A 23,498-nucleotide genomic window follows, 5' to 3' on the forward strand; every position below is an offset into this window, starting at 1 on the left:
AGGCTTATGAGATATGTTACATCGGTATCTACCTATGACAGAGCAAGATCAACGAGAAATGCTTGATACGATTGGTGTTTCAACAGTTGACGAGCTGTTTGCAGACATTCCAGAAAAAGTCCGTTTTAAAGGTGAATACAATATTAAACCTGCTAAAGCTGAAACGGCACTATTGAAAGAATTAGCTGGCCTTGCAAGACAAAATGCGAATCATGATGAATATGCAACCTTCCTAGGTGCAGGCGTCTATGACCATTATAAGCCAGTTATTGTTGACCATGTTATTTCCCGTTCAGAGTTTTACGCAGCCTATACACCATACCAACCTGAAATTTCACAAGGGGAATTGCAAGCTATCTTCGAGTTCCAAACAATGATAGCAGAATTAACAGGTATGGATTTGGCTAACTCGTCTATGTATGATGGTGGAACAGCAATGGCAGAAGCAGGTATGCTTGCATGTGCGCATACACGCCGTAAAAAACTATTAATCTCTGAAGCCGTTCACCCTATTACAATAGATGTAGTAAAAACATATGCATACGGTCAGTCTATTGAAGTGGTGACAGTACCGCTTAAAGACGGTAAAACAGATATGGATGCATTGAACAACTTAGTAGATGGAGATACAGCAGCCATCATGGTGCAATATCCAAACTTCTTTGGCCAAATCGAGGATCTAGCGACGATGTCAGAGGCAATCCATGCAGTTAAAGGACTTTCTGTTGTAAGTAGTAATCCATTAGCGCTAGGCATATTGACGCCTCCAGGAAAACTGGGTGCAGACGTTGTAGTTGGTGATGCACAACCGTTTGGTATACCGGAAAGTTTTGGAGGACCACACTGTGGCTACTTTGCAACAACAACAAAGCTGATGCGTAAAGTACCAGGAAGACTAGTAGGAGAAACGATCGATGAAGATGGTATCCGTGGTTACGTTCTAACTCTACAAGCGCGTGAACAACATATTCGTCGCGAAAAGGCAACTTCAAATATCTGTTCTAACCAAGCGTTGAATGCGTTAGCAGCTTCTGTTGCCATGACTGCTCTAGGAAAAAAAGGTGTTCAAGAAATGGCGAAGCACAATATCTTGAAGACACATCATGCTAAAGAAGCATTTGAAAAAGCAGGTTTTGAAGTACCTTTCAAAGGGCCGCATTTCAATGAAATCGTTGTTAAAGTGGAAGGATCTGTCGAGGAATTAAACGATCACCTGTTTACAAAGGGAATGATCGGTGGCTTTGACCTTGGCAAGGTTTCAGAAGCACTTGCTAACCATGTATTAATCGCAGTCACTGAACAACGGACAAAAGAAGAAATTGATACACTTGTCCAAGAAATGGGGGCATTACAACATGCATAAGGAAAACCAACCGCTTGTATTTGAATTGTCGAAAGAGGGTCGTGTAGGTTACAGCCTGCCTGAGTTGGATGTACCTGATATGGAACTTTCAAGTTTATTGCCAGAAAACTTGATTAGAAAAGAAGAAGCTGAGCTCCCTGAGCTATCGGAATTAGATATTATGCGTCATTATACTGCACTTTCACGCAGAAACCATGGTGTTGATTCTGGGTTCTATCCACTTGGTTCATGTACGATGAAATATAATCCAAAAATCAATGAAACTGTTGCACGTTTCCCAGGCTTTGCACATATTCACCCACTGCAAGCCGAAAAAACAGTGCAGGGTGCTCTTGAACTTATGTATGATCTACAACAACATTTAGTTGAAATCACAGGCATGGATGAAGTGACATTACAGCCTGCAGCTGGTGCACACGGAGAATGGACAGCACTTATGATGATTCGCGCTTTCCATGAAGCGAACGGGGAACATGAACGTACAAAAGTAATCGTTCCTGACTCGGCGCACGGTACGAATCCTGCTTCTGTATCTGTAGCTGGTTTTGATACAGTAACTGTTCGTTCTGACGAAAATGGTTTAGTCGATTTAGAACATTTGCGCGAAGTTGTAGGGAAAGATACGGCTGCTTTAATGTTGACTAATCCAAATACACTTGGTTTATTTGAAGAAGATATTCTAGAGATTGCTGAGATCATCCATGGTGTTGGCGGCAAGCTATACTATGATGGTGCGAATTTAAACGCCATTATGTCAAAAGTTCGACCAGGAGACATGGGATTTGACTGTGTTCACTTGAACCTGCATAAAACATTTACAGGACCTCATGGTGGCGGCGGACCTGGCTCTGGCCCGGTTGGCGTTAAGAAAGAATTAATGCCTTACTTGCCAAAACCTGTATTAATCAAAACAGAGGAAGGCTATACATTTGATTATAACCGTCCAAAATCAATCGGTCGTGTAAAACCATATTACGGTAACTTCGGTATCAACGTACGAGCTTATACCTATATTCGTACTATGGGCCCTGATGGCTTGAAAGCGGTGACTGAAAATGCAGTAATCAATGCCAATTACATGATGCGCAGATTAGAATCTTATTATGAATTGCCGTTCAATCGCCACTGCAAGCATGAATTTGTTCTAAGTGGCAGCCGTCAGAAAAAGTTGGGTGTCCGTACGTTGGATATTGCCAAAAGGCTGTTAGACTTTGGCTACCATCCACCAACAACATACTTCCCATTAAATGTGGAAGAAGCGTTAATGATTGAACCAACTGAAACAGAATCAAAAGAAACATTAGATGCATTCTGTGATGCCATGATTCAAATAGCGAAAGAAGCGGAAGAAACACCTGAAGTCGTTCAAGAAGCTCCGCATACTACTGTTATTAGCCGTCTAGACGAAACACGTGCGGCCCGTCACCCAGTATTGAAATATGTGAAAAAGACAGATTTAGTAGAAGTATAATAAGAAAGTGCATTGTGAGATTTTTATTAAGGCCTAATCTTATATAGATAGACTAATTAAAGGGTTCTACATATTAGAAATAACTAATATGTAGAGCCCTTTCTACTTTTAACTTCGTCATCTGAATTAACATAAAGCACTTATTCAATGATCGCGGTATTTGTTGAATTTTGATTAGCTTGTTGATTTAATTAAATATGGAGCTTTTACCAATCTGGTCCATCTCATGATCACTCACTTTAAGATTAACTGGATTGTAAAGTGCTTTCAGGAGAGGCTTTAAATAAAGAAAAAGATAGCGATAGTTTCAATTTTAATCCTTTTAAGTGGTTCCTTGTTATATGTATTGTTTGGTCAAGAATATTTATATGCGAAGTCATTTGCTTCTAAGCATTATGAATATCCACTTCCGGATGAAACTAAGGTAATTGAGAAAGATTTTGCTTATGGTGTGTTATTTGGAGGCGAACCTTCTGGAAGTGGAGGGTTTCCAACAGTTGCGTCATATATTGTACTTGAAAGTGATTTAAGTGAAAAAGATCTATATGATTATTACAATAAAGACAAAGTAATTCCAATACCTTGCGAAGATACAAAGAAAATTGGTTTTGAAATATACTTTGCAGATCACTATAATAAGCAAATTAAAAAAGATAAGGTATGGTTTGAAGGGGATACAAAGCCTAAAAATTGAACTCTAAAAGAAATGAAGGCCAACCAATTAAAGCAATTGTTCAAATCAGAACAGAATTCAGTTATCCATTTTTCATAGACTTTTTTTGAGAAGACTATGAAGATGAATCCTTAGGTTTTTTTCTATTTTCCTAAAGGACTTAACTCATTATATTTTTCGTTCTTTTAGGGATATCAGGAATCTTTGCTCTCAATGCTTTTCTTGCTGCATAAAAAGAGCGTATAAAGAAGATTCTCTTCTTTATACGCTCTTATTGGTATCAGTGTGAGTAATATCCAACTTTGTTCCCAAAGAATGAGTCAGATACAACCCCTTCTTACTAGCATAATAGCTAGTAAGAAGGCACTCACACTAGAATAAAATACCATATGCAACTTGTATAATTGTTGGTTATTTAACTTTAATTTTGCCGTTCCATTTTTTATAACCGCCTTCTAATTGATAGAGTTGGTCATAGCCCTTTTTCTTTAAAAATAATGCGGCTCTTGAACTGCGAGTACCACTTTGACAATAAAGATAAACAGGCTGGTCGGTTCTTAATTCGCGATAACGATTGCGTAGTTGCGTAGATGGCAGGTTACGTGCGCCTAAAATATGACCGCCCTCGAACTCTTTCAATTCGCGAACATCAATTAATTGCGCTTTGCGATAACCTTTTTTGAATTCTTCTTCATTTAAAGAAGTGACTGCTTTTTTTAAGCGAAGTGCATTGATTAGTGTATAAATAACAATTACACCTACAATAATTAGTATAGTATATAACCAGCTCACAAAATCTTACCCCTTTCTATCTATCATACATATTATAAAAGAAGAACTAGCGATAGTCCAATGGGTTTGTTAAAATAAATAGTTGTGAAGAAGGGATGGTATACATGAAAACGAAGTGGTATTTTATTAATTCAGGACCTTGCAGTCCTGCTTATAACATGGCGATGGATGAAGCGCTTCTGCATTGGCATAGTGAAGGGTTGATTCCTCCGGTCATCCGTTTTTATGAGTGGAACCCTGCGACACTTTCCATTGGGTATTTTCAACGTGCAAAGCAGGATATCGATTTTGAGCAAATACATAAACTAGACTTAGGCTTTGTCAGACGCCCCACAGGGGGACGAGCTGTCTTGCATGAACATGAACTCACTTATAGTGTAATCGTGACAGAGGATTACCCAGAGATGCCAAAGACGGTAACAGAAGCCTATCGTGTTATTAGTGAAGGGTTATTGAAAGGGTTCCAAAACCTTGGGTTGGAAGCTTATTTTTCAATTCCTGATACAGAAGAAAAGCGTGACTTACTGAAAAAGCCAAAAAGTGCAGTTTGTTTTGATGCACCAAGCTGGTATGAGCTTGTAGTAGAAGGCAAAAAAGTTGCTGGCAGTGCGCAAACAAGACAAGAAGGTGTAATATTGCAGCATGGCGCCATCTTAATTGATATGGATGAAGAGAAGTTAATTTCACTCTTCAACTTTTCTTCAGACAGAGACAGAGAACGCATGCAAAAGCATTTGCCTCAAAAAGCAGTGGCAATCAATCAATTGGCAAACCGTACAGTTGATGTGGAAGATTGCATTGAAGCTTTCTATAAAGGTTTTCAAGAGGCGCTTGATATTGAGTTGGTCCCTTATGAATTGACAGAGGAACAGCAATCCTTTGTCGAAAATCTGGCGAAAACACGTTATGAATCGGATGAATGGAATTTTAGAAAATAATAAAAAGAAAGCAATGCTAGAGGTGAAAAGATGAATAACAAACTCGCCGGCTTGATGTTCCCGGCCTTTACAATCCTTACGTTATCAGTATTGTCGTTTTTAGGATTGTTCGGTGAAGGAGATGTCAATAAATCGTTCTTTATCTTTGGATTATATTTAATCTTCCCATTTGCTTTCCTAATTCAAGGAATAGCGTGTGCTATCAACCACATTAATCCTTTAATAGCATTGCTTATTTCGTACATTTCTTTTGGGATTATCATGCTATCTTTTTTTCATTACTTCGCATGGGGCCTTTCACTGTACTATTTGATAGCATGGTTAATCGGTTACTTCGGTATTTGGATGGTTCGAAAAAGAAAAGAAACAAAAAATGCAAAGGCTCAATAGTAGCCTTTGCATTTTTTATTTATTAGACAGCTTTATCAGCTGCTGGTATATTTGCAGGATCTTTCTCAATGTCTAATAGTTTGTTAAAAGAAGCAATCGCTACTTCTACTTGATCATCATGAGGTTCTTTTGTTGTCAACAATTGCAGCCAAAGGCCAGGATAGCCTAGGAAGCGTAGGATAGGAATGTCCCTACAGGCATTGGTTGCTTGCAGTACCTCAAAAGCAACACCTAGAACAACTGGGATTAATAGGATACGGTCTAGGATGCGAAGCCAAAATGGATCTGTTGGAACTAAAAAATAGATTAACATTCCAACAAGTACAGTAAACAACATAAAGCTACTACCACATCGATAATGAAGCCGAGACTGTGCTTGTACATTTTCTACAGTAAGCGGCAGGCCGTTTTCAAAACAATTGATTACCTTGTGCTCCGAGCCATGATATTGAAACACACGCTTAACCATAGGTGTCAGTGAGACTAGGTAGATATAGCTGACTAATAGTACTAGTTTAAATCCACTTTCCAATAAAATTTGAGCTGTTTTTCCTGGCAGCCAAGAATGGAATAATTGGGCCAAAAAGACAGGGATTAGCGTAAAAATAAATTTGCCAAAAATAAATGATAGGATACCGATTGCAGCTACACCAAGCCACATCTCGAGTTTTGATTTTGATTCTTTCTCTTCTTCTATTTCTTCACCTGGATTGACATTAAAGCGTTCACTGGCGAACTGTAAATGCTCTGATCCATTTGCAGCCGACTCAATTAAGGCGATAATACCTCTTAATAAGGGAATTTTTTTAAGTTTTTGAAGTGTAGGATTGTATTTTCGCTCGACATAATAATAGTCGATAGACCCATCATTGCGGCGAATAGCTGATACGGTATGCTTTTTGCTGCCCATCATGACACCTTCCACTAAGGCTTGTCCACCGTATACAGGGAGATTTTGTTGACCTTTCACATACGACACCGCGCTTTCTCACAAGATAAAAACTGTTTTTATTGTACTAAAAAAATCAACATTGCACTAGAGAAAGCATATTATATTTATTTTTTGTCTATCCTCAGGGGGAAGGAGGGTTTTTAGATGAGAATTAACGTTTACCTGTGGACTGTTTTATTCAGTTCGCTTACATTTATACTTAGTTTAAAGATATTAGATTGGTTTTCCTTTATGAAACTTTCGCCGATAGGTTGGGCAAAAAAGTGGCATATTTTTAGCGATTCACATGGTCTTGTCAAATGGTTTATTCTCTGGATATTTGTTGTAATTATTGCGGCTGTATTATTTGCGATTGCTGAATTATTGAAAAAAGTACGCATGGATATTGTAGCTATTTTCCTTGCGATTGTGATTGTATGGCTCATTGAATGGTCTGTTCAACATACCTTCTACATTCGTCACTTTTCAATTCCGCTTGCTGTTGTTATTGGACTTCATTTGCTCTGGATATTTGAAACAGCCACATATCATGCGAAAATGAGAAATTTAGAATCTCGAAATAAACTGCCCCAATCTGTCTAGGATTATGCTAAAATAAGGCTATCAGTGCAGGAGGAGGGCTAACAATGAATTATTTATGCTTGAATGGTCCTAATCTTAATCGACTTGGCAAGAGAGAGCCAGCTGTTTATGGGCATACAACATTAAAAGACCTTGAGTCCCAATTAAAAGTCCTAGCAGCTGAGTTCAACTCTTCAATTGATTGCAAGCAATCAAACGTTGAAGGCCAGTTGATTGATTGGATTTATGAAGCTGAAGATACAGGTGTAGATGGCATTATCTTCAATCCTGGCGCTTACACCCACACGAGCATCGCACTAAGGGATGCAATTGCTGGTGTTTCGGTGCCTGTTATTGAGGTTCATATTTCAAATGTACATAAAAGAGAAGAATTTAGGCATCATTCTTACTTAGCGCCTGTATGTGTAGGGCAAATTACAGGGCTTGGCACATTTGGATATAGCGCAGCTCTTCGAATGTTTTTAGAGGGATAAAAGGGGGATTATAATGGAAAGAGTAGAGAGATTAGTGAAAGCGTTAAATTCGCAAAATTTAGATGGTTTGCTTATTACCAATAATTATAATTTACGTTATATGACAGGTTTTACAGGTACTTCTGGTGTGGCGGTAGTATCACAAAAAGAGGCAGTGTTTATCACTGACTTCCGTTACACAGAACAAGCATCTAAACAAATTACAGGCTATCGCATTGTTGAACACAAGGGGACAATCATTGAAGAAATTGCTGCAATCGTGAAAGAATTAGGCATTAAATCGCTTGGTTTTGAGAAAGATGTAGTTAGCTATAGCATGTATGAAGCGTATTCTAAGGTTATTCCAGCTGACTTAGTCGGCGTTACAGATTTGATCGAAAAAATTCGTCTCGTTAAGACAGAAGATGAATTAAAGACAATTAAAGCAGCTTGCCAAATTGCAGATGAAACGTTTGAACATATCATTCAATTTATCAAACCAGGCAAAACAGAGCTTGAGGTTTCAAATGAGCTTGAATTCTATATGCGTAAACTTGGTGCAACTTCTTCTTCATTTGATACCATTGTCGCTTCAGGAGTACGTTCTGCATTGCCACATGGCGTTGCAACTGATAAAATAATTGAAAAAGGTGATTTCGTCACTTTAGACTATGGCGCTTTATATAATGGTTATATTTCTGACATGACACGCACAGTCGCTGTGGGCGAACCTTCTGAACAGTTAAAGGAAATCTACCAAATTGTTTTGGAAGCAGAGCTTCTCGGACTTGAAAAATTCAAACCAGGTATGACAGGTAAGGAAGCGGATGCAATATGCCGCGATTATATTAAGGAACATGGCTATGGTGATGCTTTTGGCCATTCTACAGGTCATGGAATTGGTTTAGAGGTACATGAGGGTCCTGGATTATCGTTTAGATCCAATATCACATTAGAGCCTGGCATGGTTGTCACATGTGAACCGGGTATCTATTTGCCAGGAGTTGGTGGCGTGCGTATAGAAGATGATACGCTAATTACTGAAACTGGCAATGAAAAATTGACACATGCACCAAAAGAATTAATCATCTTATAATTTATTATTGGAGGATATACAGAAATGATTTCAGTAAATGATTTTAAAACAGGGTTAACGATCTTAGTAGACGGGAACCTATTCCGTGTTATCGAATTCCAACACGTAAAACCAGGTAAGGGTGCAGCTTTTGTACGTTCCAAATTACGTAACTTACGTAATGGCAACGTAGCAGAAAAAACATTCCGTGCAGGCGAAAAAGTGGAAAAAGCACAAATCGATACACGCAAAATGCAATATCTATACGCATCAGGCGACGCTTATGCATTCATGGATATGGAATCATATGAGCAAATCGAATTGACTGCAAGCCAATTAGAAGAAGAATTAAAATACCTTCTAGAAAACATGGAAGTTCATATCATGATGTATGAAGGTGAAGTGCTAGGCGTTGAACTACCTAACACAGTTGAACTAGAAGTATCTGCAACGGATCCTGGAATTAAAGGTGATACTGCAACAGGCGGATCAAAACCAGCAACAATGGAAACAGGCCTAGTTGTAAACGTACCATTCTTTGTAAACGAAGGTGACAAACTAATCATCAATACATCTGATGGTTCTTATGTTTCTCGTGCTTAATCTATAAATTAAAGCTATGCATAACTGCATGGCTTTTTTTGTGAGAATTTTACTATTCCTTTTCAACTTATTCAACTTGTTGAGCAAGTTAAAACAGGATATATTCGTGTTGCTTCAGCTAACTTAACTGGTACTTTAAATTTTGTAATTCATATACAGATCCTATTTATAACAGTGAATATGGCTTTGGCAGAGGTATCCCTTCAAAGGATGCTACGCTACCTATTTAAAAAAGGAGATAAGGAAAATTTGAGTTTGAAAAGAACCACTTAAATGGTTAGCGATAGGAACTGAACCAAATAAGGAAAAAAGCAATGATATGAAGTGTTTTGTGCAATAGAAGATATAAATGACTTAATTGATTTCGAAAAAGAATAATAAAAAGACCACATAAGTGGTCTTTAAATATGCAAAACTTTAATGATACACTTCATAGAAAAAAGTGCAGACGATTAGAACGATAGCTACTAATACTACAATTTTCATTCGATCATTCCAAATTGGTAGACCATTTCTTTTGTTTTCAATCATCTCTTTAATAAACGATACCAAGAAAATTATCGAGAAAATTAAACCGATTAACAATACAGATAAAAAGAATAGAAGAAAAAGTGTAAAAACAAGCAAAGTCAACCCTCATTTTTAGATGTAATTATACACTGTGTTCTTACTTAAATATTATTAATTCCGTATCAATATAACATACTCCCTAGCATATTGCTGGTATTTTCTGATGATTATAAAGTCTTTATGTACTAGAAGAAATAAGCCCCCTATCTTAACCACTATTCTAATTCAATGTATGCGAAGTGGTTCAGCTGCTAATTACCTATGCTGTTAAAACTTTCAACAGTAATTGCTGAAACACAAACTGCCAATAAAGCCTCTATAAACTCTTACGAAGAAATGGAATGAAATTTGAAAGAACGGTTACGAGTTTCGAAGAAGGAAGTTTTTATTTTTACTCGTTTAATATCAATCAATATATTAACAATTTAATTACTAAAAGAAAGTCTATGATTCAAAAATTTATTTAATTTAAAAGTTCTCGACTGTCAAGAAATTCAAACATATATAAGAAAAATCCCAATACAAATCCTTCGTGCACTTATCTTAAGTGCTTTATTTGTGAGATCTATCAAGATTTCTTCATAATTTCCCTGCATAAATTCTTTTCCCTCTCATAAATTGTAAAGAGAGGAGGGGCGACTTCGGAACTTCAAGATTTGCTTAGAATAGCTGGTATTGGACTGGTCCTGGGACTTTTACACATCTTCTTTGAACAAACAGGTAAAAAAGAATTTTCTTTCTTTCTTAATTTTATTGCCTATTTATATATCACAATCGAGTTGCTTCGATTTTTGCGTCTCTTTTTTGATGAGATTATTACCTTCTTCCAATGGCTGATGACGTCATAATGGAATTCTTATTCTATGTTTTAATGACGTTCCTCTTCCTTATTGGTATACGAATAGTAATACCGACAATGCATCAATTCTTTGCAGTTGTCTTATTTTTTATTCTATTAAGTTTTTTGATGATGCGAGTTGTATTACCTTTTTGGCAAAAATTAAAGACCTTTTTTTTATTTGATTTGCCATATATGCCGCTTATATTAGGTAGTTCCTTGCTTTACCTTTGTTCACTTATTGTATCGCACATATTAGATGAAAACGATTATGAAAGCATTGCCTTTATAAGTCATCTTGCTATAAAAATCTGGATTGTCACGCTTTGGCTCGATGAATTAGCATCATTTTTGAAACAATGGGAAAAGTTAGTAGCACCGTAGGGGGTGTAATAATCGAACAAGTGGCTGCGTTTTTGATCGAACCATTTAAAGAACAATTCTTCGCACTACGTTCATTTTTTCTTTACGCTATCCTGTTTTTATGTATTAATTGGCTGCTTCCAACAATGAAAGAGTGGACAAGGTTTTTTTTCTTAATAGTAGTGATCATGGTAACAATTCGACCTGTTTTTAAGGCTTTTACACAAATGCAACATATAACAGAACAGCTAATGGATGTTTATCTTGTTCTGTCGCCACTTTTAACATCCTCTTTGCTTCTTGGCTCAGGGATATTTTCAGTGCTTTCCATTAGTCCTGTTTTCCTTATTTTCCTGCAGACTATTTTAGTGGTCGTTACAAAATATTTAATCCCTATGTTAATCGCCACATTTGTTTTCGATTTTATTACGCGAATGCTTCCTGAGCTCTCGTTTGCCAAAATGTCAGATTTTTTGCGAATGTCGGTTTTGAGCGTAGTATCCGTATCTGTCCTAATTTATACCATGTTACTTGCTACAAATGGAGTTTTGGTTGGTACATTTTCAGGAGAAATAGCTGAGCCGGTTAAAAGGCTCTTGCAACAAAATATTCCTATCATCGGTTCCCTTGTCACAGAATCTCTCAATACTTTTAAAAAATACTCGTCGACAGCTTTAATTACTACGAGTACTGGTTTACTTGTAAGCGTTTGGAGTGTAACGATTCTTCCGACACTCAATATTTTAATACTCGGTTTTTGCTATCGTTTTCTAGCTGCTGTTTTAGAACCGTTCACAGACAGTAAGGTGAATGGATTAATCGAAGATGTAAGCAAAACACTTTTCATTCTATGTGCTGTGTCATTCCTTATTGCATTTGCCTATTTCTTCACGATTATGATGGTCGTGCTTATGGTTCAGATGCAGATGGGAAAGGGGGGGGCATAGTGGCAAGTTTTTTATTTAATTTGCTAGTGTATTGCCTCATCGGAAAAATCCTGCTTCTTATTCTTCCTAAAGATGTGGAAGAGGAGGCGACACTGTTATTAAAAATGGTGCTTGCTTTATATAGTATTCAATACTTTTTGTAACACTTTTGCATATTGCTGAAATAAGATTCATAGATTGTGTTAGTCGTTAATGTTTTGAAGGAGGAGATGTCCTTGGAAAAGCAGCAAATTTTAAAAAACCGTTTCTTGCCGCAGGAATTTTAGTCGCAATACTTCTAGTAAGCGGAATATTCTCGCTTACGAATCACACCAACAAAGATCCATCGAATGCTGGCAGCGAACAAACAGGGACCCAGGATCTCACTTCTATTCTTAGTTCCATTGAAGGTGTTGGTAAGGTGATGATTTATTTTTACTATGGCCAGACAAACGACCAGCCTAAAAAGGAAGAGTCATCCCTTGGACAATATTTTAACTGGCAGCAAACAAATGGAGAGAGTAAACAGAAAGTAACCGGCGTGTTAGTCGTAGCTGAAGGAGCTGATTCTTTAACAGTAAAAAATGATCTTGTAGCAGTCTTATCAAGTGTACTTGAAATACCAACTCATCGTATTGTCGTACGTTCAATGGAAAAAAAGGAGGATACCCCATGAGAGTAAAAAAGAAAGCAGTATGGTTTTTAACATTATTAAGTTTGGCAGCAGTCATTTCGGTCTATTATTTATCTAATCCAGTAACGCCATTTAACGGACTTGCTATTTTCAGTGATAATTCATTGAAAGATACTAAGATTAGCGAACTTGCAAGTAAGACAAGCAAAACAACTCCTGTTACTACAGAAAGCCACTTATTTGAAGAGATGCGTATGGAGCTGCAAAACGAGCGCAGTCAATTGAAAGAAACACTAACTCAAAAAGTTGCTTCTTCTCAATACAGCGCAGATGAAAAGAACAAATATTTCGATGAAATTGATGCGATTACAAAAAATGAATCAAATGAAGCGATGCTTGAAATGTTGATTCGCACATTGGGATACTCAGACGCATTTGTTCGGGCTGAAGACGATCAAATTCGTGTAACAGTACAGGCAAATGAATTATCAAAAGAAAAAGCGAATGAGATTGTTTATATGGTGAAAAAAGAGTTTAATGAAGGAAAAGTAGTAGTAGATTTCCAATCCGAAACAATTAACTAAATAAAACGTCTTCTGAAGATGGGGAAACAATCTAGTTGTTTTTCCGTCTTTTTTGTGTGTAATTTATCCTTTAGATGGATGAATGTAGATTATAAATACAGCTCTAATAAGTGTTTTGAATTATCTTCAAGGAAAAGGAGGAATTATGCCCAAAATGTTGAAGATATCTATATTCCCAAATAACTGTTTAAAAATATTACCAAACACGATAAAATAAAACTTGTACTATATCACAATATAAGGGGAGTAACATATGTTGAAAATTCAAGAAATACGCGAGATTATTAAATTAGTAGATGCTTCTTCAATTGAAGAATTCGTGTATGAGGCTGACGAAGTAAAAGTCAAACTCAAAAAAAATAGCGGGATTGTTATCTCAAATCATACTCCCGAAGCACCAAAACCAATTGAAACAGTGCAAGCTGCACCAGCTGTTGAAGCGCCTGTAGCTAAAGCAGCTCCAGCTGTAGAAAAACAAGAAGCGAAAACAGTTGAAACCGCTTCAACTGAATCATTGCATAAAATAGTTTCACCTATGGTCGGAACATTCTATCAGGCGCCAAGTCCAGATGCAAAACCTTTTGTTCAAGTAGGAGACAAAATTGGAGAAGAATCCATTGTTTGTATCGTAGAAGCGATGAAGTTATTCAATGAAATTGAAGCAGAAGTTAAAGGTGAAATCGTCGAAATCCTAGTGACTGACGGTGAATTAGTGGAATATGGCCAGCCTTTATTCCTAGTAAAAGAAAACTAAGGGAGGCTATGCTCTATGTTGAAAAAAGTATTAATTGCCAATCGTGGAGAAATCGCAGTTCGCATTATCCGTGCATGCAAAGAATTAGGTATTGCCTCTGTAGCAGTTTACTCAGAAGCAGATAGTGAAGCGCTGCATGTACAGTTGGCAGATGAAGCTTATTGCATCGGCTCTAAGTTTTCAAGCGATAGTTATTTAAAGATTGACCGTATCTTAACAGTAGCAGAGAAATCAGGCTGCGATGGTATCCACCCAGGCTATGGTTTTCTTGCTGAAAATGCGAGTTTTGCCGAAGCATGTGAAGATGCAGGTATTACGTTTATCGGCCCAACATCACAGGCTATAAATATTATGGGAATTAAAGATATTGCTAAAGATACTATGATTGCTGCTGGCGTGCCGACAGTACCAGGTTCTAAAGGACTTGTTGCTGATGAACATGAAGCAGTAGCTGTAGCACAAGAAATTGGCTATCCTGTTATTATTAAAGCAACTGCCGGCGGTGGAGGTAAGGGTATCCGTGTGGCACGCGATGAAGAATCTTTGATTAAAGGCGTTCAAATCACCCAAAAAGAAGCACAAGCTGCTTTCGGTAATCCAGGCGTCTATTTAGAAAAGTTCATTGAAGATTTCCGCCATTGTGAAATCCAAGTGCTTGCAGATGAATATGGTCATACGATTCATCTAGGTGAGCGTGATTGCACTGTGCAACGTCGAATGCAAAAGCTTGTTGAAGAAGCGCCTTCACCTGCATTGTCTGAAGAAAGACGCACTGAAATGGGCGAAGCAGCCGTAAAAGCAGCGAAGGCTTGTGGTTATCGCGGAGCAGGTACAGTTGAATTTATCTATGACTATAAGGCAGATCGATTCTACTTTATGGAGATGAATACGCGCATCCAGGTTGAACATCCTGTTACTGAGGAAATTACTGGGGTTGACCTTGTACGTGAGCAATTAAAAATTGCCTCTGGCGAAAAATTAACATACCAACAAGAAGATATTGTGGTAAATGGTTGGTCAATTGAGTGCCGCATTAATGCAGAAAACCCATCAAAAAACTTCATGCCTTCTCCAGGCAGAGTGGAAAATTACCTAGCGCCAGGTGGTATTGGCGTACGTATTGATTCTGCTATGTATCCAGGCTATGCGATCCCACCATACTATGATTCAATGGTAGCAAAATTGATTGTTCATGCCGATACTCGTGAAGAAGCGATCGAAAAGATGAAACGTGCACTTGGGGAGTTCATTGTGGAGGGTCCTGGAATTCATACAACTATTCCATTCCACGAAAAATTAATGGATCATGAAGTATTCAAATCAGGTAAATTCAACACGAAATTCCTTGAAGAAAATGATGTCATGAATTCATAAGAAAGAAAGGGGCAAGCTAAATGGCTGACGAAATTGTACATTCAGTACCGCAAGAAACACCCGCTGACAAGACGTCTCTTGGCCGTATTGAGGTAGCACCTGAAGTCATTGAAGTGATTGCGGGTATTGCGACTACTGAAGTGGATGGTATTTCAAAAACAAGAGGCAACTTTGCGACAGGTGTTGTAGAGAAGTTCGGCAAAAAAGTGCATGGCAAAGGCATTAAGACTGAATGGACAGAAGAAGGCTTAGTCGTCGATGTTTATTGCTTTGTCCAATATGGTGTATCAGTTGCTAAGGTTGCAAAACAAGTGCAATCACATATTCGCGAAGCCATCGTAAATATGACCTCTCATCAAACAAAAGAAGTGAATGTACATATTACAGGAATCTTATTTGATCAAAGTGATATGAAAAACTAAATAAAAGTCATACAGAAGCTTCTGGTGGTGGAGAACTCACACCATTCTTAGAAGGGTTCTTAAAGGTATCTTTATGCTTTTAAGAGCCCTTTTTTTTACAGTATTTCAGTCCCATTGTCGAATTTTTCAAAACATGCAAGAATCCATGCTTCTATAGGTGTTTTGTGATAAAATAAATCTATTGTAAATAAATGAAACACTTCACATAATGACAATTATTAAAATGGTCAGATGTAGTAGTAAAAGGAGCACATTTTAGATGAAGCGACGAGAAGCGCGGGAAAAAGCATTACAAACCCTTTTCCAATTAGAAAATACAGAGCTGACAGTACAAGAAGCAATGGAGCATATCATGGGTGAAGAGACAGATACGTTCTATGAAAAGATAGTAACTGGTACAACTGAGCATTTGCAGGAGATTGATGCAGCACTAGCTGAAAAACTTGAAAATTGGTCTTTTGATCGCGTAGCAAAAATTGAACGCACTATCTTGCGTTTAGCAGCATATGAGCTGTTATTTACACCTGAAACACCAAAAAGTGTTGTATTAAATGAAGCAATTGAATTAAGTAAGACATTTGGCGATGAACAATCCAGCAAATTTGTGAATGGAGTTCTTTCTAAATTTGCGTAAAATCCTTAAATAGAGGTGGAAAGAATGTCAGGCAAATTGATCAATGGTAAAGAAATTGGTGGAAAGATTCGAGAAACGATTCAACAGGAAGTGAACGACTTAAAGAGTGAAGGCATTACCCCTGGCTTAGCAGTGATTTTGGTCGGCGATGACTCTGCATCGCATACATATGTGGCTAATAAGCAAAAAGCTTGTTCAGAGCTAGGAATTTATTCGCGTTTAATCCAATTTGAAGCCGAAATATCAGAAGATACTCTGTTATCTCAAATCGAACAATTGAATACTGATTCGGCGATTGATGGCATTTTAGTGCAATTGCCGTTGCCTAAACATATCAATGAACAAAAAATCATCGATGCTATATCTCCATATAAAGATGTTGACGGTTTCCATCCAATCAATGTAGGTAAAATGCTGATTGGTGAACCCTCATTCCAGCCATGTACCCCTTCTGGGATTATGAAACTGCTGGAATACTCAAATGTTGATGTAGCAGGCAAGCATGCTGTCGTTGTAGGCCGAAGCAATATAGTTGGCATACCGATGGGGCAGCTTCTACTAAAAAAAGATGCAACAGTTACGTATTGCCACTCTAAAACACAGGATTTAAGTGCTATTACAAAACAAGCTGATATATTGGTTGTAGCGACTGGCCGTGCCAAGTTAATCGGCAAAGAAGATGTAAAAGATGGGGCAGTCGTGATTGATGTAGGCATGAATAGAGATAATCATGGCAAACTTTGTGGGGATGTTGACTTCGATGCAGTTTTTGAGAAAGTTTCAGCTATTACCCCTGTACCTGGTGGAGTCGGACCTATGACGATTACAATGCTTCTTTACAATACATTGCAATCTGCCAAAAAGAAGTCAAGTAGACAACCTTTAGTCAAATAATATGAAGACATGGGCTGTTTTTCTAGCGAAAGACAGCCCATTTCACTGATAAGTACAACTATCTTTGTGAAATGGGAAATAGGAATAAACGCTGGTATCTTTACCAGTGTATAGATAAGGAGTTTTCGTATTTTGGCAATGCCTTATTTATCAGTGCAAGCACTTACAAAATATATCAAAAAAAAGTTTGATGCAGATCCTCATTTGCGCAATGTTTATGTTAAAGGTGAACTCTCCAATGTGAAGCATCATATTGGGTCTGGGCATATTTACTTCACCTTGAAAGATGAAAAGTCGCAAGTGAAAGCAGTTATGTTTGCTATGCGCGCTAAAAAATTGAAGTTTAAACCTGAAAATGGCATGAAAGTGTTGATTAAAGGGGATGTAACGGTTTACGAAGGCGGCGGGCAATATCAATTATATGCCGAAGAAATGGAACCGGAGGGTATAGGTAGTCTTTACTTAGCATTTGAGCAATTAAAAGAGAAGTTGCAGCAAGAGGGACTATTTTCTGATACCCATAAAAAACAAATCCCAGCCTTTCCACAAAGAATAGCAGTTGTGACAGCTCCGACTGGTGCTGCTATCCGTGATATTTGCACGACGATTAAACAACACTATAAGTTAGTGGATATTGTTATTTTTCCTGCACTTGTTCAGGGGGAAAATGCTGCCAAAAGTATTGCGAAAGCAATTGAACAGGCAAATAATACACCGAATATCGATACATTAATTGTTGGTCGTGGCGGAGGTTCCATAGAGGATTTATGGGCTTTCAATGAAGAGATTGTTGCAAGAGCTATCTTTAATAGTAAGTTGCCGATCATTAGTGGTGTAGGTCATGAGACAGATACGACCATTGCTGATTTTGTAGCAGATGCGAGAGCTGCAACACCGACGGCAGCCGCAAAACTTGCTGTGCCAAGCAGCCAAGAACTTTTGAAATATCTGCTCACAAAAAAAGCTCAACTAATTCAATTGACTCAATCTAAAATTAGAAGCGAACGTAGCCGTTTAGACCGCTTGCAAAAATCCTATCCACTCAGTCTACCTGACAGGCTCTATCGACCGTTTACCGAACAGCTCATGCGTTTAGATGAGAGGCTTCAACAGGGGACAGTACGTTATGTGAAAGACCAAAAACAGCTTATTCAAAGATTGGATCAAACCTTGGCAATACGCACACCGGTAACACAAATTAAGCAAGAAAAGAAAAATGTAATCAATTTAGAAAGTGCTTTGCAAAAAGCAATTGTAGGGCAAATCAATCAAAAAAAAGAAGAGTTTCGTTCTGCAATCAGAACTTTGGAAGCGTTAAATCCACTTTCTATCATGACAAGAGGGTACAGTATTGCATACCAGAAGGGTACTGTTGTCAAATCAGTTGATGACCTTCACACACAAGATCAAATTGAACTACACTTGCATGACGGAAAAGCTTTAGCATCCATTGTATCTGTTACGAAGAAAGGAGACTAAAAATGGCTAATGAAAAACAAACCTTCCAAACTTCAATTAACGAATTAGAAGAGATTGTACAAGTATTAGAAATAGGCGAAGTGCCGCTTGAAGATGCAATTGAACTGTATAAAAAGGGAATGAAACTATCAAAGTTTTGCCACGACCAATTGACAAAGGCAGAAGAACAGCTTGTCTCTATTATGGATGAAAGCGGCAAAGAAAAGCCGTTCGAGCCTACAGGAGAAGAGGGAAATAAACAATGACGTTACAACTCCAATCATTCATGAAAAGTAATATTCCACTCGTTGAAAAACATATGGATGATCTTGTGAAGATTATTACAGCACCGGAAATATTAAAGGAATCAATGCTTTATTCACTGAATGCAGGTGGTAAAAGAGTTCGCCCTTTATTTGTGCTAGCTGTTATGGATCATTTCAATGTAAAAGATGAGGCAGCTTATACTGTCGGTGCTGTCATTGAAATGATTCATACCTACTCTTTAATCCATGATGATTTGCCAAGTATGGATAATGATGATTATCGACGCGGCAAATTAACAAATCATAAAGTTTTCGGCGAAGCCTTTGCCACTCTTGCTGGTGATGCGTTAAATACTCTAGCTTTTGGCATACTAGCTAGAATGCAACATGTGGATGCAGAGAAACGTTTAGAACTCATCAACCTATTAAGTATTGCAGCTGGCGCGGAAGGTATGGTCGGCGGTCAAATTCTAGATATTCAGGGTGAAGAAAAGCAGCTGACGTTAGAAGAACTAGAAAAAGTCCATATTAATAAAACAGGTGCTATCCTTCGCTTTAGCATAGAAGCTGGTGCTATACTTGCTAATGCAACAGCAGATGAAAGAAGCATATTGGCAGAATATGCCCATCACATTGGATTATGCTTCCAAATACAAGATGATATTTTAGACGTAGTAGGTACCACAGAGCAGCTTGGTAAGACAGCAGGCAAAGATGTAGCAAGCGACAAAAGCACATACCCTGCATTATTAACACTTGATGGGGCAAACAAGAAATTGCAAAAACATTTCCGTTTAGCAATCGAAGCGTTAGATAAATTGCCTTCTGACAGTATTTTACTTAAAGAATTTGCTGAATATATTGTTCATCGTAACAAGTAACAGCTCAAAATTTTGTGCAATTGTTTACTATGCTTTTATTGAGCAATTTTCCATGTATGTTTGGGGAAACTCTCTTAAAGCTGTTTATAACAGTGAAGAAAGGCTGAACGATGCTTTCTCAAATGTAGAGGCTAAGTTGAACCAATTGAGTTCATACTCTATACTGGGTTAGGTCTATTAATGTCATATTAAATGATCCTAAAATTCATGTGGGAAGAAAAAAGACCCCCAATGTGTGAAGTTTTACTTTATCACTGTTATAATAGTGTAAAACAACAATGTGCGATGAATCTATAATGAAAAGGTGTGTGATGGCGATGGATTTAACACAGATATCTAGTCCATCCTTTCTAAAAGAATGTACAACAAAACAACTACAGGACCTTAGTGAAGATATACGTAAGTTTCTAATTGAAAAGTGCGCTCATACTGGAGGTCATATTGGCCCAAATCTTGGGGTTGTTGAATTAACGATAGCTTTGCATCGAGCTTTTAATAGCCCAGAAGATAAATTACTTTTCGATGTCGGCCATCAAGCGTATGTCCACAAAATTTTGACTGGACGCGCTTGTGAATTTGATTCACTTAGACAATATAAGGGATTGTGTGGTTTCCCGAAACGCAGTGAAAGCGAACATGATGTGTGGGAAACAGGGCACAGTTCTACATCCCTTTCAGCAGCAATGGGAATGGCAGCAGCCCGCGATGTCAAAGGCGAACATAACTATATTGTTCCTATTATTGGTGACGGTGCTTTAACAGGCGGTATGGCGTTAGAAGCTTTGAACCATATCGGACATGAACAAAAAAATATGATTGTGATTCTAAATGATAATGAGATGTCTATTGCGCCTAACGTAGGTGCTCTGCATAATGTGTTAGGTCGCCTTCGCACGGCGAGTCAATACAATAAAGCAAAAGATGAATTAGAGGGACTTTTAAAGAAAATCCCTGCTGTTGGTGGTAAGTTAGCTTCAACAGCTGAACGTGTGAAAGATAGTTTGAAATACTTGCTTGTATCAGGCATTTTCTTTGAAGAATTAGGCTTTACCTATCTCGGACCAATTGATGGTCATAGCTTTGAAAGCCTTGAAGACACGTTACAAAATGCTAAAAAAACGCAAGGGCCTGTCCTTATTCACGTTGTAACAAAAAAAGGAAAAGGCTATACGCCTGCTGAAAACGATACTGTTGGTACTTGGCATGGCACTGGGCCATATAAAATTGAAACAGGAGATTTTATTAAATCTTCAACAACAGCTCCTGCATGGTCAAAATTGGTTGCTGATACAGTCACACGCATTGCACGTAAGGATCCTCGTGTTGTAACCATCACTCCTGCAATGCCAGTGGGTTCCAAATTAGAGGGATTTGCAAAAGAGTTCCCAAATAGGTTCTTTGATGTAGGGATTGCAGAACAACATGCTACTACGATGGCAGCTGGGATGGCAGCAGAAGGAACGAAACCATTCCTTGCGATTTACTCTACATTCTTACAACGTGCATATGACCAAGTTTTACATGATATTTGCAGACAAAAGTTAAATGTATTTATTGGTATCGACCGCGCAGGCTTGGTGGGAGCAGATGGCGAAACACACCAAGGTGTATTCGATATTGCCTTTTTACGTCACATGCCGAACATGGTGATTATGATGCCTAAAGATGAAAATGAAGGGCAGCATATGGTAAAAACGGCACTTGATTACGATGCAGGTCCAATTGCACTCCGTTATCCAAGAGGTAATGGTTTAGGAGTACCGTTGGATGAAGAATTGCAACCGATTGACATTGGTACTTGGGAAGTATTACAGGATGGTACTGATGCAGCAATTCTAACGTTCGGAACCACTATTCCAATGGCAAAAGCTGCAGCTGATCTCTTAGCTACTAAAGGTATCAAAACGGAAATTATTAATGCTCGTTTCATTAAGCCTATGGATGAAGATATGCTTCATCGTTTATTTGAAAGCAAAAAGCCTATTCTTACGATAGAAGAAGCCATGCTTGAAGGTGGTTTTGGGAGCGCTGTGTTAGAGTTTGCAAACGACCATGGTTATGATACGGATTTAGTTGACCGCATGGGCATTCCTGATGTATTTGTTGAACACGGGAATGTAGACTTATTGCTACGTGATTTGCATATGACAGAAGAAGACGCTGTAGAAAGCGTGCTTCATCTTATCGATAAAAAATCTAAGAAGCAAGCGGGTTTAGAAACAAAATGACAACGAAAATGCCGAAAGAACGAGTAGATGTATTGCTTGTACAACGGGGCCTCTGCGAAACACGTGAAAAAGCCAAACGCTTGATCATGGCAGGCCAAGTTTTTTCTAAAGAAGTGCGTGTAGACAAAGCGGGCGAAAAAATTCCAGTTGATGCAGATCTTCAAATTAAAGGCCAACAATTGCCGTATGTGAGTCGCGGTGGTCTCAAATTAGAAAAGGCTTTAAATATATTTGATGTAGATGTCTCAGGAAAGCTTATGTTGGACATCGGATCTTCTACAGGCGGCTTTACTGATTGTGCGCTGCAAAATGGTGCAAAACACTGTTATGCACTAGATGTAGGCTCAAACCAACTCGCTTGGAAAATACGATCAGATGAACGTGTAACGGTGATGGAAAAAACCAATTTCCGTTATGTCACACCAGTTAACTTCGATTCTGGTTTACCAGACTTTGCAACAATCGACGTTTCATTTATTTCTCTTGAATTAATTTTACCTGTTTTGAAAACATTGTTATTACCAACGGGCGATGTAATTGCACTTGTAAAACCGCAATTTGAAGCAGGGAAAGATAAAGTTGGGAAAAAAGGAATTGTCCGAGAGGCTAAGACACATCTTGAAGTATTAGAAAAAGTGGCTAACTTTGCTGAAAATACTGGTTTCGTATTAAAAGATGCATCCTACTCACCAATTACAGGTGGAGAGGGAAATATTGAATTTTTATTCCATCTATACAATCCTCAGAATGGTGAGGAAGTCCATTCATTTACTGATTTCAACAAGTTAGTAAATGAAGCACATCAACAATTGAAATAACGCGGCCACGACTCACGGCCGTGTTTTTTCTTGTATAACAATAGGAAAAATGTTACCTTATTTAAGATAAGCATAATTATGCACGAGGTGATCACAGTTGAATAAAAGCCAAAGACATATTCGCATACGCGATATGATCGCAAATAATGAGATAGAAACACAAGATGAATTAGTGGATATGCTGAAAGAAGCAGGCTACCATGTGACACAAGCTACCATTTCAAGAGATATTAAAGAACTTCATTTAATAAAAGTGCCATTGCATGATGGGCGTTATAAATATAGTTTACCGGCAGACCAACGCTTTAATCCGATCCAAAAACTGCATAGAGCTTTAGCGGATGCCTTTGTGTCTATAGATGGTACAAGCAATATGCTTGTGATGAAAACATTGCCAGGAAACGCACATGCAATCGGTTCTTTATTGGATCGGTTAGATTGGGAAGGAATTCTTGGAACTATTTGCGGCGATGATACAATTCTTATTATTTGCAGAGCAGATGAAGAAAGAAACCTTATTAAAGATCGCTTGTTGGAAATGTTATAGCTGTAAACGGGGTGTG

The 23,498-nt window shown here is 38.0% G+C and carries 29 protein-coding genes; 26 read left to right on the forward strand and 3 right to left on the reverse strand.

Annotated features, from left to right (window positions below; genetic code table 11):
• Positions 1–13: 13 nt before the first annotated feature.
• From gcvPA to AC6CHJ_RS05890, 3 genes are all read left to right on the forward strand, one after another.
• On the forward strand, positions 14–1,363 hold the full coding sequence (gene gcvPA, locus AC6CHJ_RS05880) for an aminomethyl-transferring glycine dehydrogenase subunit GcvPA (RefSeq protein WP_498287654.1): 1,350 nt from the start codon (positions 14–16) through the stop codon (positions 1,361–1,363).
• A complete protein-coding gene (gene gcvPB / locus AC6CHJ_RS05885) occupies positions 1,356–2,834 on the forward strand; it encodes an aminomethyl-transferring glycine dehydrogenase subunit GcvPB (RefSeq protein WP_147193629.1) in 1,479 nt (492 codons plus the stop codon). Before gcvPA ends, gcvPB begins: the two co-directional genes overlap by 8 nt.
• A gap of 334 nt (positions 2,835–3,168) precedes the next feature.
• Positions 3,169–3,528: a hypothetical protein gene (locus AC6CHJ_RS05890; protein WP_498287656.1), complete on the forward strand. Its 360-nt coding sequence runs from the start codon at positions 3,169–3,171 to the stop codon at positions 3,526–3,528.
• Positions 3,529–3,918: 390 nt separating this feature from the next.
• On the opposite strand, the gene AC6CHJ_RS05895 is transcribed toward AC6CHJ_RS05890, so the two are convergent.
• On the reverse strand, positions 3,919–4,299 hold the full coding sequence (locus tag AC6CHJ_RS05895) for a rhodanese-like domain-containing protein (RefSeq protein WP_066786621.1): 381 nt from the start codon (positions 4,297–4,299) through the stop codon (positions 3,919–3,921).
• Positions 4,300–4,403: 104 nt separating this feature from the next.
• On the opposite strand from AC6CHJ_RS05895, the gene AC6CHJ_RS05900 reads away from it, so the two are divergent.
• The gene (locus tag AC6CHJ_RS05900; RefSeq protein WP_147193625.1) at positions 4,404–5,237 is read left to right on the forward strand and encodes a lipoate--protein ligase family protein; all 834 of its coding nucleotides are present in this window, start codon (positions 4,404–4,406) and stop codon (positions 5,235–5,237) included.
• A 30-nt stretch (positions 5,238–5,267) separates the two neighbouring features.
• Complete coding sequence (locus AC6CHJ_RS05905; protein ID WP_147193623.1) at positions 5,268–5,627, forward strand: hypothetical protein; 360 nt, start codon at positions 5,268–5,270, stop codon at positions 5,625–5,627.
• Between the two features lie 22 nt (positions 5,628–5,649).
• Here AC6CHJ_RS05905 and AC6CHJ_RS05910 read toward each other — a convergent pair whose 3' ends face one another.
• A complete protein-coding gene (locus tag AC6CHJ_RS05910) occupies positions 5,650–6,540 on the reverse strand; it encodes a DUF1385 domain-containing protein (protein WP_498288513.1) in 891 nt (296 codons plus the stop codon).
• Between the two features lie 183 nt (positions 6,541–6,723).
• On the opposite strand from AC6CHJ_RS05910, the gene AC6CHJ_RS05915 reads away from it, so the two are divergent.
• The 4 genes from AC6CHJ_RS05915 to efp are packed head-to-tail and all read left to right on the forward strand — an operon-like array spanning position 6,724 to position 9,291.
• A complete protein-coding gene (locus AC6CHJ_RS05915) occupies positions 6,724–7,161 on the forward strand; it encodes a hypothetical protein (protein WP_147193622.1) in 438 nt (145 codons plus the stop codon).
• 44 nt (positions 7,162–7,205) lie between these two features.
• Positions 7,206–7,634, forward strand: a complete 429-nt coding sequence (gene aroQ, locus AC6CHJ_RS05920) for a type II 3-dehydroquinate dehydratase (RefSeq protein ID WP_147193621.1) — start codon at positions 7,206–7,208, stop codon at positions 7,632–7,634.
• 13 nt (positions 7,635–7,647) lie between these two features.
• A complete protein-coding gene (locus AC6CHJ_RS05925) occupies positions 7,648–8,709 on the forward strand; it encodes a M24 family metallopeptidase (RefSeq protein ID WP_498287660.1) in 1,062 nt (353 codons plus the stop codon).
• 24 nt (positions 8,710–8,733) lie between these two features.
• The gene (efp, locus tag AC6CHJ_RS05930) at positions 8,734–9,291 is read left to right on the forward strand and encodes an elongation factor P (RefSeq protein WP_066786635.1); all 558 of its coding nucleotides are present in this window, start codon (positions 8,734–8,736) and stop codon (positions 9,289–9,291) included.
• Positions 9,292–9,708: 417 nt separating this feature from the next.
• On the opposite strand, the gene AC6CHJ_RS05935 is transcribed toward efp, so the two are convergent.
• Positions 9,709–9,918 (reverse strand): hypothetical protein, encoded by a 210-nt coding sequence (locus AC6CHJ_RS05935; protein WP_147193619.1) that lies wholly within the window; start codon positions 9,916–9,918, stop codon positions 9,709–9,711.
• A 560-nt stretch (positions 9,919–10,478) separates the two neighbouring features.
• On the opposite strand from AC6CHJ_RS05935, the gene AC6CHJ_RS05940 reads away from it, so the two are divergent.
• The 17 genes from AC6CHJ_RS05940 (at position 10,479) to ahrC (ending at position 23,482) form a co-directional block, all read left to right on the forward strand.
• Positions 10,479–10,709 carry a SpoIIIAC/SpoIIIAD family protein gene (locus AC6CHJ_RS05940; RefSeq protein ID WP_066786641.1) on the forward strand — a complete coding sequence of 77 codons (231 nt, stop codon included), beginning with the start codon at positions 10,479–10,481 and terminating at the stop codon, positions 10,707–10,709.
• The gene (locus AC6CHJ_RS05945; protein ID WP_066786645.1) at positions 10,709–11,083 is read left to right on the forward strand and encodes a hypothetical protein; all 375 of its coding nucleotides are present in this window, start codon (positions 10,709–10,711) and stop codon (positions 11,081–11,083) included. The genes AC6CHJ_RS05940 and AC6CHJ_RS05945 overlap by 1 nt, the downstream gene beginning before the upstream one ends.
• Positions 11,084–11,115: 32 nt before the next feature.
• Entirely contained in the window at positions 11,116–12,009 is an 894-nt protein-coding gene (locus tag AC6CHJ_RS05950) for a stage III sporulation protein AE (protein ID WP_184117496.1), read from the forward strand.
• Positions 12,009–12,152, forward strand: coding sequence for a hypothetical protein (locus AC6CHJ_RS05955; protein WP_158512567.1), 144 nt, complete (start codon positions 12,009–12,011; stop codon positions 12,150–12,152). Before AC6CHJ_RS05950 ends, AC6CHJ_RS05955 begins: the two co-directional genes overlap by 1 nt.
• 260 nt (positions 12,153–12,412) lie before the next feature.
• On the forward strand, positions 12,413–12,664 hold the full coding sequence (locus tag AC6CHJ_RS05960; RefSeq protein ID WP_490722673.1) for a SpoIIIAG-related protein: 252 nt from the start codon (positions 12,413–12,415) through the stop codon (positions 12,662–12,664).
• Entirely contained in the window at positions 12,661–13,206 is a 546-nt protein-coding gene (locus AC6CHJ_RS05965) for a SpoIIIAH-like family protein (protein WP_066786653.1), read from the forward strand. The genes AC6CHJ_RS05960 and AC6CHJ_RS05965 overlap by 4 nt, the downstream gene beginning before the upstream one ends.
• 253 nt (positions 13,207–13,459) lie before the next feature.
• A complete protein-coding gene (gene accB, locus AC6CHJ_RS05970; RefSeq protein ID WP_147193617.1) occupies positions 13,460–13,960 on the forward strand; it encodes an acetyl-CoA carboxylase biotin carboxyl carrier protein in 501 nt (166 codons plus the stop codon).
• A 15-nt stretch (positions 13,961–13,975) separates the two neighbouring features.
• Entirely contained in the window at positions 13,976–15,334 is a 1,359-nt protein-coding gene (gene accC, locus AC6CHJ_RS05975; RefSeq protein ID WP_066786659.1) for an acetyl-CoA carboxylase biotin carboxylase subunit, read from the forward strand.
• Positions 15,335–15,354: 20 nt separating this feature from the next.
• The gene (locus tag AC6CHJ_RS05980) at positions 15,355–15,756 is read left to right on the forward strand and encodes an Asp23/Gls24 family envelope stress response protein (protein ID WP_147193616.1); all 402 of its coding nucleotides are present in this window, start codon (positions 15,355–15,357) and stop codon (positions 15,754–15,756) included.
• 259 nt (positions 15,757–16,015) lie between these two features.
• Positions 16,016–16,390: a transcription antitermination factor NusB gene (gene nusB, locus AC6CHJ_RS05985; RefSeq protein ID WP_147193615.1), complete on the forward strand. Its 375-nt coding sequence runs from the start codon at positions 16,016–16,018 to the stop codon at positions 16,388–16,390.
• A 24-nt stretch (positions 16,391–16,414) separates the two neighbouring features.
• Positions 16,415–17,284, forward strand: a complete 870-nt coding sequence (gene folD / locus AC6CHJ_RS05990; protein ID WP_147193614.1) for a bifunctional methylenetetrahydrofolate dehydrogenase/methenyltetrahydrofolate cyclohydrolase FolD — start codon at positions 16,415–16,417, stop codon at positions 17,282–17,284.
• A 129-nt stretch (positions 17,285–17,413) separates the two neighbouring features.
• Positions 17,414–18,763, forward strand: coding sequence for an exodeoxyribonuclease VII large subunit (gene xseA, locus AC6CHJ_RS05995; protein ID WP_498288515.1), 1,350 nt, complete (start codon positions 17,414–17,416; stop codon positions 18,761–18,763).
• Between the two features lie 2 nt (positions 18,764–18,765).
• Positions 18,766–19,008 (forward strand): exodeoxyribonuclease VII small subunit, encoded by a 243-nt coding sequence (locus AC6CHJ_RS06000; RefSeq protein WP_392994255.1) that lies wholly within the window; start codon positions 18,766–18,768, stop codon positions 19,006–19,008.
• Positions 19,005–19,889: a polyprenyl synthetase family protein gene (locus AC6CHJ_RS06005; RefSeq protein ID WP_498287666.1), complete on the forward strand. Its 885-nt coding sequence runs from the start codon at positions 19,005–19,007 to the stop codon at positions 19,887–19,889. The genes AC6CHJ_RS06000 and AC6CHJ_RS06005 overlap by 4 nt, the downstream gene beginning before the upstream one ends.
• Before the next feature lie 317 nt (positions 19,890–20,206).
• Positions 20,207–22,117 carry a 1-deoxy-D-xylulose-5-phosphate synthase gene (gene dxs / locus AC6CHJ_RS06010; RefSeq protein WP_147193610.1) on the forward strand — a complete coding sequence of 637 codons (1,911 nt, stop codon included), beginning with the start codon at positions 20,207–20,209 and terminating at the stop codon, positions 22,115–22,117.
• Positions 22,114–22,935: a TlyA family RNA methyltransferase gene (locus AC6CHJ_RS06015; RefSeq protein WP_392994250.1), complete on the forward strand. Its 822-nt coding sequence runs from the start codon at positions 22,114–22,116 to the stop codon at positions 22,933–22,935. The genes dxs and AC6CHJ_RS06015 overlap by 4 nt, the downstream gene beginning before the upstream one ends.
• A gap of 97 nt (positions 22,936–23,032) precedes the next feature.
• The gene (ahrC, locus tag AC6CHJ_RS06020; RefSeq protein WP_066786684.1) at positions 23,033–23,482 is read left to right on the forward strand and encodes a transcriptional regulator AhrC/ArgR; all 450 of its coding nucleotides are present in this window, start codon (positions 23,033–23,035) and stop codon (positions 23,480–23,482) included.
• The last annotated feature ends 16 nt before the right edge of the window (positions 23,483–23,498 follow it).

The organism is Rummeliibacillus sp. GQ308 (assembly GCF_059759115.1).

Bases quoted from the DNA above. Each gene is read 5' to 3' on its own strand.
- AC6CHJ_RS05900 (WP_147193625.1), top strand. From the start codon at position 4,404: ATGAAAACGAAGTGGTATTTTATTAATTCAGGACCTTGCAGTCCTGCT.
- AC6CHJ_RS05915 (WP_147193622.1), top strand. From the start codon at position 6,724: ATGAGAATTAACGTTTACCTGTGGACTGTTTTATTCAGTTCGCTTACA.
- accC (WP_066786659.1), top strand. From the start codon at position 13,976: ATGTTGAAAAAAGTATTAATTGCCAATCGTGGAGAAATCGCAGTTCGC.
- AC6CHJ_RS05945 (WP_066786645.1), top strand. From the start codon at position 10,709: ATGGAATTCTTATTCTATGTTTTAATGACGTTCCTCTTCCTTATTGGT.
- AC6CHJ_RS05980 (WP_147193616.1), top strand. From the start codon at position 15,355: ATGGCTGACGAAATTGTACATTCAGTACCGCAAGAAACACCCGCTGAC.
- AC6CHJ_RS05905 (WP_147193623.1), top strand. From the start codon at position 5,268: ATGAATAACAAACTCGCCGGCTTGATGTTCCCGGCCTTTACAATCCTT.
- AC6CHJ_RS06015 (WP_392994250.1), top strand. From the start codon at position 22,114: ATGACAACGAAAATGCCGAAAGAACGAGTAGATGTATTGCTTGTACAA.
- accB (WP_147193617.1), top strand. From the start codon at position 13,460: ATGTTGAAAATTCAAGAAATACGCGAGATTATTAAATTAGTAGATGCT.
- efp (WP_066786635.1), top strand. From the start codon at position 8,734: ATGATTTCAGTAAATGATTTTAAAACAGGGTTAACGATCTTAGTAGAC.
- AC6CHJ_RS05960 (WP_490722673.1), top strand. From the start codon at position 12,413: ATGATTTATTTTTACTATGGCCAGACAAACGACCAGCCTAAAAAGGAA.
- nusB (WP_147193615.1), top strand. From the start codon at position 16,016: ATGAAGCGACGAGAAGCGCGGGAAAAAGCATTACAAACCCTTTTCCAA.
- gcvPA (WP_498287654.1), top strand. From the start codon at position 14: ATGTTACATCGGTATCTACCTATGACAGAGCAAGATCAACGAGAAATG.
- AC6CHJ_RS05910 (WP_498288513.1), bottom strand. From the start codon at position 6,540: ATGATGGGCAGCAAAAAGCATACCGTATCAGCTATTCGCCGCAATGAT.
- dxs (WP_147193610.1), top strand. From the start codon at position 20,207: ATGGATTTAACACAGATATCTAGTCCATCCTTTCTAAAAGAATGTACA.
- AC6CHJ_RS05925 (WP_498287660.1), top strand. From the start codon at position 7,648: ATGGAAAGAGTAGAGAGATTAGTGAAAGCGTTAAATTCGCAAAATTTA.
- AC6CHJ_RS05965 (WP_066786653.1), top strand. From the start codon at position 12,661: ATGAGAGTAAAAAAGAAAGCAGTATGGTTTTTAACATTATTAAGTTTG.
- aroQ (WP_147193621.1), top strand. From the start codon at position 7,206: ATGAATTATTTATGCTTGAATGGTCCTAATCTTAATCGACTTGGCAAG.
- AC6CHJ_RS06005 (WP_498287666.1), top strand. From the start codon at position 19,005: ATGACGTTACAACTCCAATCATTCATGAAAAGTAATATTCCACTCGTT.
- folD (WP_147193614.1), top strand. From the start codon at position 16,415: ATGTCAGGCAAATTGATCAATGGTAAAGAAATTGGTGGAAAGATTCGA.
- AC6CHJ_RS06000 (WP_392994255.1), top strand. From the start codon at position 18,766: ATGGCTAATGAAAAACAAACCTTCCAAACTTCAATTAACGAATTAGAA.
- gcvPB (WP_147193629.1), top strand. From the start codon at position 1,356: ATGCATAAGGAAAACCAACCGCTTGTATTTGAATTGTCGAAAGAGGGT.